This window comes from Vibrio sp. UCD-FRSSP16_30 (genome assembly GCF_001676025.1).
Lineage (GTDB): Bacteria > Pseudomonadota > Gammaproteobacteria > Enterobacterales > Vibrionaceae > Vibrio.
On the sequence record NZ_LZFW01000046.1, the window covers coordinates 178,858 to 188,607 of the forward strand.

12 protein-coding genes are annotated in these 9,750 nt (G+C 42.1%); 7 read left to right on the forward strand and 5 right to left on the reverse strand.

Annotated features, from left to right (window positions below; translation table 11 throughout):
* Positions 1 to 183 precede the first annotated feature (183 nt).
* Genes A9260_RS13290 through rsgA form a run of 5 tightly spaced genes read left to right on the forward strand, consistent with a single transcriptional unit; the run spans position 184 to position 3,584 of the window.
* Positions 184 to 1,098 (forward strand): DUF368 domain-containing protein, encoded by a 915-nt coding sequence (locus A9260_RS13290; protein WP_068699719.1) that lies wholly within the window; start codon positions 184 to 186, stop codon positions 1,096 to 1,098.
* Positions 1,098 to 1,535, forward strand: a complete 438-nt coding sequence (locus A9260_RS13295; RefSeq protein ID WP_068699721.1) for a hypothetical protein — start codon at positions 1,098 to 1,100, stop codon at positions 1,533 to 1,535. The genes A9260_RS13290 and A9260_RS13295 overlap by 1 nt, the downstream gene beginning before the upstream one ends.
* Positions 1,532 to 2,137 (forward strand): SCO family protein, encoded by a 606-nt coding sequence (locus A9260_RS13300; protein ID WP_068699723.1) that lies wholly within the window; start codon positions 1,532 to 1,534, stop codon positions 2,135 to 2,137. The genes A9260_RS13295 and A9260_RS13300 overlap by 4 nt, the downstream gene beginning before the upstream one ends.
* Positions 2,134 to 2,568, forward strand: coding sequence for a copper chaperone PCu(A)C (locus A9260_RS13305; RefSeq protein ID WP_068699725.1), 435 nt, complete (start codon positions 2,134 to 2,136; stop codon positions 2,566 to 2,568). The genes A9260_RS13300 and A9260_RS13305 overlap by 4 nt, the downstream gene beginning before the upstream one ends.
* The gene (gene rsgA / locus A9260_RS13310) at positions 2,568 to 3,584 is read left to right on the forward strand and encodes a ribosome small subunit-dependent GTPase A (RefSeq protein ID WP_068699727.1); all 1,017 of its coding nucleotides are present in this window, start codon (positions 2,568 to 2,570) and stop codon (positions 3,582 to 3,584) included. Before A9260_RS13305 ends, rsgA begins: the two co-directional genes overlap by 1 nt.
* Positions 3,585 to 3,611: 27 nt before the next feature.
* On the opposite strand, the gene A9260_RS13315 is transcribed toward rsgA, so the two are convergent.
* Positions 3,612 to 4,967 (reverse strand): alpha-amylase family protein, encoded by a 1,356-nt coding sequence (locus A9260_RS13315; RefSeq protein ID WP_068699766.1) that lies wholly within the window; start codon positions 4,965 to 4,967, stop codon positions 3,612 to 3,614.
* A gap of 214 nt (positions 4,968 to 5,181) precedes the next feature.
* Positions 5,182 to 5,601: a hypothetical protein gene (locus A9260_RS13320; protein ID WP_068699729.1), complete on the reverse strand. Its 420-nt coding sequence runs from the start codon at positions 5,599 to 5,601 to the stop codon at positions 5,182 to 5,184.
* Between the two features lie 237 nt (positions 5,602 to 5,838).
* On the opposite strand from A9260_RS13320, the gene A9260_RS13325 reads away from it, so the two are divergent.
* Positions 5,839 to 6,477, forward strand: a complete 639-nt coding sequence (locus tag A9260_RS13325; protein WP_068699730.1) for a D-Ala-D-Ala carboxypeptidase family metallohydrolase — start codon at positions 5,839 to 5,841, stop codon at positions 6,475 to 6,477.
* 48 nt (positions 6,478 to 6,525) lie between these two features.
* On the opposite strand, the gene queE is transcribed toward A9260_RS13325, so the two are convergent.
* The 3 genes from queE to A9260_RS13340 form a co-directional block, all read right to left on the reverse strand.
* Positions 6,526 to 7,191: a 7-carboxy-7-deazaguanine synthase QueE gene (gene queE / locus A9260_RS13330; protein WP_068699731.1), complete on the reverse strand. Its 666-nt coding sequence runs from the start codon at positions 7,189 to 7,191 to the stop codon at positions 6,526 to 6,528.
* Position 7,192: 1 nt separating this feature from the next.
* The gene (queD, locus tag A9260_RS13335) at positions 7,193 to 7,555 is read right to left on the reverse strand and encodes a 6-carboxytetrahydropterin synthase QueD (protein WP_068699732.1); all 363 of its coding nucleotides are present in this window, start codon (positions 7,553 to 7,555) and stop codon (positions 7,193 to 7,195) included.
* Between the two features lie 151 nt (positions 7,556 to 7,706).
* The gene (locus tag A9260_RS13340) at positions 7,707 to 8,708 is read right to left on the reverse strand and encodes a porin (RefSeq protein WP_068699735.1); all 1,002 of its coding nucleotides are present in this window, start codon (positions 8,706 to 8,708) and stop codon (positions 7,707 to 7,709) included.
* Positions 8,709 to 9,518: 810 nt separating this feature from the next.
* Here A9260_RS13340 and A9260_RS13345 point away from each other — a divergent pair.
* Positions 9,519 to 9,750, forward strand: a 232-nt coding sequence (locus A9260_RS13345) for a transposase (protein ID WP_197485273.1), incomplete at its 3' end; no start/stop codon positions are given.

Here is a 9,750-nt window from a genome sequence, read left to right on the forward strand (position 1 = left end):
TAATCTCACCCTACTTAACTTACTAAGTAACATCACGCTAATATTTAATATCAGTAAACTAGGTTTCTGGATTGCAGTTCAGAAACCTAGCCTCAACAATTCAGCGCTTGGCCTCTATTCCCCTGCCCCCCTATTTCCCCTACAATAGCCACACTAATCGACTGGCTTAAATAAACTAACTTTATGAATTATTTCACCAATTTCCTTAAAGGAATGGCGATGGGTGCTGCAGATGTAGTCCCAGGAGTGTCTGGTGGCACTGTGGCATTTATTACAGGTATCTACGACACCTTGCTAGAAAGTATCCGACGTGTGAACCCATCACTGATCGGTGTGTTGAGAACTAAAGGCATTAAAGGTGCTTTTGAGCATATTAATGGGCTGTTTTTAATCTCATTGTTCGCCGGGATCTTCACCAGTGTTCTCACCCTTGCCAAGCTCATTTCATGGCTACTGGTCACTCACCCCGTGCCACTTTGGTCATTTTTCTTTGGTTTAATCTTGGTTTCGGTTTGGCATATTACACGTCAAGTTCAGTCTTTTGCCTTAAACCGCTGGATTGGATTTGCACTGGGTGTGGGTCTTGCCTATATGATGACCGTTCTGAGTCCTCTGCACCTTGAGCCCACCGCGATTAACATTTTGCTATCGGGTGCTATTGCCATTTGCGCAATGATCTTACCGGGTATCTCTGGCAGCTTTATCTTGCTATTGATTGGTATGTATAGCCCGGTACTGGGCGCGGTAAAAGGATTAGATATTGGCTTTTTAGTGCTCTTTATGGGCGGCTGCCTTTGCGGTCTACTGAGTTTTTCTCACCTTCTATCTTGGTTATTAAACCGCTTTAGAGAAATCACTTTGATGTTCTTAGTTGGACTAATGGTTGGCACACTTCCAAAGATTTGGCCGTGGAAACAAACGCTTAGCTGGCGCATTAACTCTGCAGGAGAACAAGTTCCTTTACTGCAAAAAAATCTCATGCCTCACACTTTTGAGTCAATAACGGGGACTTCATCACAACTTGTTATCGCCATAGTCATGATGTTAGTCGCAATTGGTTTAGTATTAGCTTTAGAGAAATTTGCTGAAGACAAATAATGAACACAGTATTGAAGAGCCTAGCTATAGTCTGCGCGCTAGGGTTAGGCTTTTTTTCCAAAGATATTTACCAAGCCTTTCAATCACATCATTTCGAACAACCTGCCATTGATGCAACGCAGTACTGTCAATTGTCCAGCGACATTTGCACGCTTGATGACGTCAATATCGTTCTTGCACAAGACACTGTCACGCCAATGATACCCAATAAAATTACCGTCAATTGGCCTGCCAACGATGAACCACAATTGTGGGTTGAATTGGAAGGCAAAGAGATGTCGATGGGCGTGGCTAAATTTGTACTGCAAAATCAAGGCAACGGCCAGTTTGTTGGCGAGCTGCTTTTACCGGTTTGTTACAGTGATTCTATGACTTGGATTGGTTCCATCCAATCTACACAACACACACTTCCCATCTCAGTAAGGATGCAACGATGAGTCGAAGTTGGATATTTACCCTTGTTATCGCCGCAATGCTTGGCTTTGGTGTTAAAAGCTATCTCGATGCCGAGCAAGACAAACACGCACAGCTAGAGCAAGATAGAGCTAATAACCCAATAGTGACTGGCAAAGACGGCGTGCAAAAACCGCTATTTAATCTCGATGATCCTCGCATCAATGTAGTTTACTTTGGTTTTACCCGCTGCCCAGATGTTTGCCCTACCTCACTGGCCATGCTCAGCGGCGCACTCAATCAAGTCTCTGATGAAGCACGTAGCAAAATTCGTCCGATTTTAGTCACTTTAGATCCCGAACGTGATTCGGGTGATGATGTACACCAGTACGCTCAGTATTTTCATGAAAACTTTGAAGGCTATCGCGCCGATCCCAAAACTCTCGATGCATTAGCGAAAAAATACGGTGTCATACACATTAAAACAGAGCTTGAGAACTCAGCGCTAGAATACACCGTTGATCACAGCTCCTATTTTTATTTTCTTGCCCCTGATGGAAGCCAAATCATTAAAGTGCCACACACTATGACCCCAGCGCCACTAATAAAAGTTATCAATGATCTAACTACGGAGACCCCACAATGATCGCTCGTTTTACCACACTAATTATCATGCTTCTTTCACCACTTGCTTTTGCAAGTAATGCTATTACTGTGTCGGACGCTTTTGCTAAAGCCACTCCGCCCACTTCCACCATGAGTGCCATTTTCCTAAAGATTGATAACCCAACTACTGAAGATCGTGCTCTGGTATCCGCAAGTACGCCTTATGCTAAAATTACTGAACTGCACACTCATGCAATGCAAGATGGCGTAATGAAAATGCGTCAACTTGAGCGTATTGATCTGCCCGCTAAAGAAGTGACTGTGCTAAAACCTCATAGCCTGCACATCATGTTATTTGATATTACTGAGCCATTTAAAGAAGGAATGGTACTTCCGCTAACCATGACTTTTGATAATGGGCAAGTGGTTAACCTTTCGGTTCCAGTTAAAAAAATGAAGATGAAACACTAATGAATTTACAGCACCTAGGTTGGCAACCCTTTTTCCAACAGCAACTGACTCTTGAAGACTACCAAGAGTGCGTTGTGGCAAGAGTGTCAGCGCATCACCGTTCAGGCTATCAATTACTCACAGAAGCAGGCGATATTTCACTGCCAATGCACGAGTCTTTACCTGCCATGACCATCGGTGATTGGGTGCTGCTTAATCATCAGCAGCAATTTGTTAGGCTGCTGGATAGAAGTTCACTATTTTCACGTAAAGCGCCCGGCTCAAAAGTCGCTGAGCAATTCATTACCGCCAATATTGATACCGTCTTTATTGTCATGTCATTAAATGATGATTTTAATCTTAGCCGAGTGGAGCGCTATCTGGCATTGAGTCATGAAGCGCAAGTAGAGGCGGTGATTGTATTAACCAAGGCCGATCTTTGCTCTGATACAGAGTCGCTAATCCAGCAAGTTCAAGCGCTAGATCCTCTGTTAATGATAGAGTGTGTGAATGCTCTGGATTATGACAACGTACAACGTCTTACGCCTTGGTGTACCGTCGCCTTTCTTGGCTCATCTGGTGTGGGAAAATCGACCTTAGTCAACACGCTACTGCAAACACAATTGCAAAAGACCGGAGCAATCCGTGAAGATGACAGCAAAGGCCGTCATACCACCACAGGGCGTACTCTCCACCAAATGCCTAGCGGCGGTATATTGTTAGATACTCCGGGCATGAGAGAGTTGCAACTGGCGAATGTCGCGCAAGGGATCAGTGAAACGTTTTCTGACATCGAAGAGTTGGCATCTCAATGTCGCTTCTTTGATTGCTCACATCAAAATGAACCCAATTGCGCCGTCCAAAAAGCCCTGCAATCTGGAGAACTTGAAGAACGCCGTTTGAACAACTACCTAAAATTGCAAAAAGAACAAGCTCGCAATAGCGCATCACTAGCAGAGCGACGCTCTCAAGGCAAACAGCTCGGTAAAATGTATCGCTCAATACAAAATGAAAGCCGCGCCAGAAAGAACAAATAAACATTTACTCACTATGTGGTATTAAACTTATATACGCTCCACTAAGCAGCAATACCCTTTCGCAGGTATTTCCCATTGTAAATAACCATCAATGGGATCAAGTGTTGTCTCTTTAACCAAATCGTACATCGGCTTGTCCCAACGAATTCGCACGCTCTTAACTACCTTCGACTTATTAATCGAGGCTAATCCTTGTTGTTCACGACTGAACACCAGATGATCATCACTGACCTCTAGCACAAACATCCGTGCGCTGTGCATCAAGTTATGAAAATCTATCAGCGTTTTCATTCGCAGGTCTTGCCAAGCATTGCTCCAACGCGGCTGGCCCTCGGCATTGAATATGCCGCTAGTATTAAGATCGGTATACACCAAAGGCACGCCACCATCACGGCACAAAATATAACAATAGGCTAACCACTCATGCTCCTCTGGCATGATGAGATCCTGAAAGACGGTGTTATTAGGAATATCGTGAGTGATGGCAAAGGTAATCGCGCGCTGTCGTTTTAATGCTTCACCCAAATTATATGGGTCAATCAAGGTCGACATTCTTCCTTGCTTTTGAAATGCCTGAAAGACGGTATTAAAGAGCGGAAAGTCATAAGCGCCAAGCTGAGTCTGATTTAAATAGGGCTTGAGAAACAACTCATACTCTTGTTTGGTTGCACCACCATCTGTGATGATTTCCCCAAAAATGTGCACCCCTTCCGTGATCTCTTTGGTCCATACTTTGCGCAATTGCTCAATAGAAATATGCTTAGCCGCGTCAATACGAAAGCCTTTAACGCCCATTTCTTTCATCGCTAATAGATAGGCTTGTTGCTGCTTTAATACGTGCTCACATTCACGCAGAGTCGGTAAACCCGGATCGTGAGGCCCTGCGGTAATGCGACCATTTTGTACCTGCCACTTATCTCGCCAATCTTCGATACCAAACGCTTCAACGAAATGATCTTCAGTAAACAGTGGCTCGCTTAAATCACCAAATAACTTAAGAGATTCATAATGTTCGGGGCGCTTTTTATATTCGGCTAGATCTTGATTATTGGGATATTGTAAATCAGAGCGAATGTCTGACTCATTGGCCATATGGTTAAACACCACATCGATATAAACGAGAATTCCACACTCACCCAACCGCTGCATCATGTGCTGAAAATCCAGCGTATTCCCCAGTTCGTTATCAATAATACGATAATCTTGAGGCTGATAACGTTGCCACCACGGCGTGCATTCCGGCAGCTTCAATGATTTCATTGGCGGTGAGACTAAAACAATTTTATAGCCTAGCTGACTGATAGCCTCAGCATTATCTGCTATCTGTCGATATGGCCAATCAAATGTATGTAAAATCACATCGGTTGCCTTTGATGAAGTCATAGTGCAAGTCATGTTTTGAGTCATATTGTAGGTAGTCAGAATTGGCATATAACACCTTGTACAAATTAAGCGCTTATTTCAAGCAATAATATCAATACCTTACAAGATGCATGCCACAGACCAAGATTACCCTTGCTAGCGATGCGAAAAACAAGTTTGTCGGTCTATTTTTCACAAGCCATATTCAACAATTCTACTACTGTGATTGATGGCATTAACGCCAAGGCGCTTGCAAAGTTGGCTTCCTGTTTTTTGGTTCGGTGGCAGGCTTTCCGGCCAATTTTAACCCTAAATAATACATATGTGCGGTTAACTCATCGACACCATCGCAAATACACAACATTTTAAATAACAGATCGATGTTATCTTTATTATCAGCGGTCAGTTTTCCACAGCGTAATAGCTGATAAAACGCATCATGAACCAATGATGCACGCATATTGTTAGAGGTATCCACAACCGGTCCTGAAGGGCCATCCCATGCGTAACCAGAAGATATACTCAGCCTACCTTCCTTTGATAATTCAATAAATTGCATCTTTATGCTCTGCAAAGGAAGGATATCAACTTGAATAGAAAAATCTTCAGCCAATTGATATTTATAACCCGCTCGATAAAAAATAGGTTCAGACATGATCAAAAATCCGTTTTGCACTCACTAGAATATAAATCTAGCATGACAAATTCAGTTTGGGATGGTTTCACGGCGTCTTGTGCAGATGATGCACACAATTGGTCAATAAGTGTTCACTGATGCGTTCGCCCTAGTAAACGGATTTATCCTTAGTCGCCCATTATTGGCATTTCGATCAATATCACAATTTACGACTATACTGGGAACACTAGATGCGAGATGCAAAGGAGATCCAATATGATTCGTTTTGCTTGCCTATTACTGTTAAGCCTCAGTTTTGTCGCCTCAGCCAATGAATACTTAAAATTGTATGAGTCAGAGAATGAACTGGAATACAGTGACCTAGTCATTAGTGTTAAAGGTTATAAAGTCCCTACTCGCGCGGCATTTCGTGGCTGGATGCTCATGAATGGCGCACAACAACGAGTCGGCGAAATCAAAAAACAGTTGATTGATGCTGGCATTACCGAAGTCCCTTTAAAGACCATGCCACTGCACCTTATTCTCCTACAAGGCACCAACTGGGCAATGAACGGTACTTCTGTTTTTACCATTCCAGATAGAAAATTGGTACCAAACATGGTCCGTACCGTTAAGTTTATTCAAGATCATGTGGAACCTATCTTGGGGCCTTTAGTACCCGTATCTGGCGATAGAACTCAGTATTACAATCAAACCTCTGGCGGCGCGACAAAAAGCCAACATCTCAATTTTTGCGCATTAGATCTCGTGCCAATTAATGATATTAGCCGTGCAGAATTACAAAAAAAACTGTGGAAAATTTATAACAGTGTCGGTAGAGAAAACAAGATGGGAATGGGGCTGTATTCGGGAGTACGTTTTCATATTGATACCTGTGGGTATCGACATTGGTAATAGATTAGCAATTAAGAGGCACAACGATGTGCCTCTTAATTACTGTATTTAGGCAATATTTAAATACTTATGAGTTTGCACTGACAAGCGCCAATTATTGGCGATACAAGTATCAATACACAACTGAGTTGCACGCGGCTTTTGGCTGATAGGCTGCAACAATACCTCCGCACCACTTTGCAGTTGGCTGTTTTCTAATAGTGATTTTAAATCATCAATATCGGACTGTTTGCCCACGGGATGCTTAATTTCATTAGCACGGCTCATCGCACTTGGCTCGATAGGTAGTTTACCTTTCATGCCAATCTTAGGGGAAACCGTCACCCAAGTATTGGCACTGGCTTGCACGGCAAAAGTGCCACTGGTTTCTATCTGACAACGAAACCCTTTTTCTTCCAATGCGGCAGTTAAAGGCAATAGATCATACTGACAAGGTTCACCGCCAGTAATCACTACATGCTTAGCATTATAATGAGCGAGGCAATACTCGACAATATCGAGTTCAGCGCTATGGCACCAACGCTCATCATCACCCTGCTTTACAATAATTTGAGAAAAGTCAGTTTCATGCTTTGGTTCAACATCCCATGTTTGCTTAGTATCACACCAAGAGCAACCAACTGGGCAACCTTGCAAGCGAATGAAGATAGAAGGCACGCCAGTAAAGAAACCTTCGCCCTGAATGGTTTCAAACATTTCGTTGATTTTTAACATGTTATTCACCTGTATAAATACAGCCAGCGGTGCAAGTTTCTTTAATTTCCACCTTACTTAGCTGAGGTAACAGTGGTTTAGTTTGTTCAAATACCCATTTAGCCAGTACTTCACTGGTTGGGTTTTCTAAACCTTCAATGTCATTAAGGTAGTGGTGATCGAGGCGATCATAAATAGGTTTGAATTGCTCTTTTACGTCACTAAAGTCAATAATCCAACCGGTATGTGCATCCACTTCACCTGTAAGGTAAAGACGCACTAAAAATGAATGTCCGTGCAAACGGCCACACTTATGCCCTTCAGGAACATGCGGCAGTTTATGGGCAGCTTCAAACATAAACTCTTTGTAGATTTCGGTAGTCATAGCATTCTTTTAGTAAGAGAGGTCATATCGACCTAAAGAGAAAGGCACGGATTGTAGCAAGTTTACAAGAGGCTCCCAACAAAAACAGACACTATAAATGAAAAAAGACAGAGCCGAAGCTCTGCCTTAGGTAGGTATTCTATAAAAGGAATTATAGGAAGTATCGAACACCTAATGCGTAAAGATCGTCATCATCAGAAATATCATCGCCTAGATCAATTTGGTAAGCAGCATAGCCCATGAACTTAGGAGTAAAGTTGTACTCGACCTGTAATGCCATTTCACTTCGCTGGGTCTCGTTATTGTCATCATCTTCCACTGACTCATAGTTCAATGAGAAATTCAGACTATTTGCAAGAGCAAAGGCAGCAATTGCTTCAATCGCGGTTGAATCAAAATTACCTTGGAACTTCTGTCCCATTTCGTAAACTGCCGCAACATACAGACCGTCACCATAGCTACCATATTTAGCAGATAACACATTTGCCATCGCATCATCATCAGAGTATGACACCGAACCGGTACTAAAGGCATAACCCACGAGTACACCTGCAAGATCAGCCGATAGTGCTAATTGACCACGATCGCCGTAATCAACGTCTGTATTAAGGGCTTTATTAAAAGCCGAATTCTTACCTTGCCAACCAGCTCCAACATTTAAGTCAAAGTTATCTCCGAACATAAAGGTTTTACGGTAAGAGACCATTCGTTCTGCACGACCGGAGCCTAAATTGCCGTGGTTGGTATATAAAAAGTCATTGGCAAAGGCAATTGGCATATCGGCAATACCAGCAACATCATAGTATGGTGCCCATTGTGTGCCACCAACAGCTCGCCCCCATGTATCATGGGTTACGCCAATATAGCCTAAACGTGTTGAAAATGAATTATCACCGCCCTCTAAAGTGTTCACACTCCATTCAGCTTTAGCATCCGCAACAAAGCCGCCACCGATATCTTGAGTTGCATTAATATTTATACGTGGCGATAAGGATTGAACCTTAATATCATCATCGGCATCGTTCCCTACGCCCATTGATATATGGCCACCAACAGAAAATGTCGTGTTATCGTTGTTATACAACTCAACTGCAAATGCCTGACCTGCAAAAGTCACGCCCGTAATCACACTTGCTAATAACGTCTTTTTCATAATGTCTTTCCATTTACCTATGTATATAAAGTCGTGTTAGAAACACAGTAAATGTCGTACAACTCAATCGACTAAATTATTTATTATATGTGAATTTCTCTACGTTAGAGCGCTTCGAAATTAAAGGAACTGTTGATGATTTTTAATCCGAACTCCACTTTAAACCAGTAGGAACAAGGCATCATCATCCGTATTACCTCTTTAATATGGTAGTAATACTTCTTTAATAAACCAAATGAAATCCGGACATAGATCACACTTTACATAGGTTATTTGTAATATTAGCTATTAAAAAGAATATTAAATGCCAAATAGACGCTAGAGAACGTACTTAGATACGATCGTAATAAATAAGTGATACAGATAAAACAACATCAAATAATGAGAATTGAACCACTAATAATAAGAAGGGATGATATCACTAGAGCCAGTGACATATTAATTGTGAGTATTTTTAAGAAGGCACACTTTTATCATAGATAATGACTGGCAACAAAAATGAGACCCTATATTAAATATTCGGTCTCATAATGAGTATAAGGTTCAAGGCCAGGGTGAAATCACGAACATTATTTGAAAAAATCATGCGTATTATTGGAACAAGTCTTTGTGGCATGGATGCCACTATGAAGCCATCAAGGATGATTTCACGGCGTCTTGTGGAGATAATGCTCATGATTGGTCGATAAGTATTCACTCATACGTTTGCCCTAGGCTCAAGGCGTAATACTACTTAACTATTTGTAGAGACTGTCCTAAATTCTGTGTAACTGCCTACACTTAATGCCGTAATGGCTAAGGAAAGGCAACATGGATAAGAAAGCACTTGAAGCTTTTGCTAAAGAAGCAGCAAAAGGAATTAAAAGCCCTGAAGATTTAACCGAATTCAGTCAGATGCTCAAAAAGATCACTGTTGAAGCAGCTCTCAATGCTGAAATGGATGAGCATCTTGGCTACGAAAAACACCAACAATCCAAATCAAAAAACAGCCGTAACGGAAAGAGCAGCAAGCGGATCAAAACCGAAGATGGGGAGTTCGAAC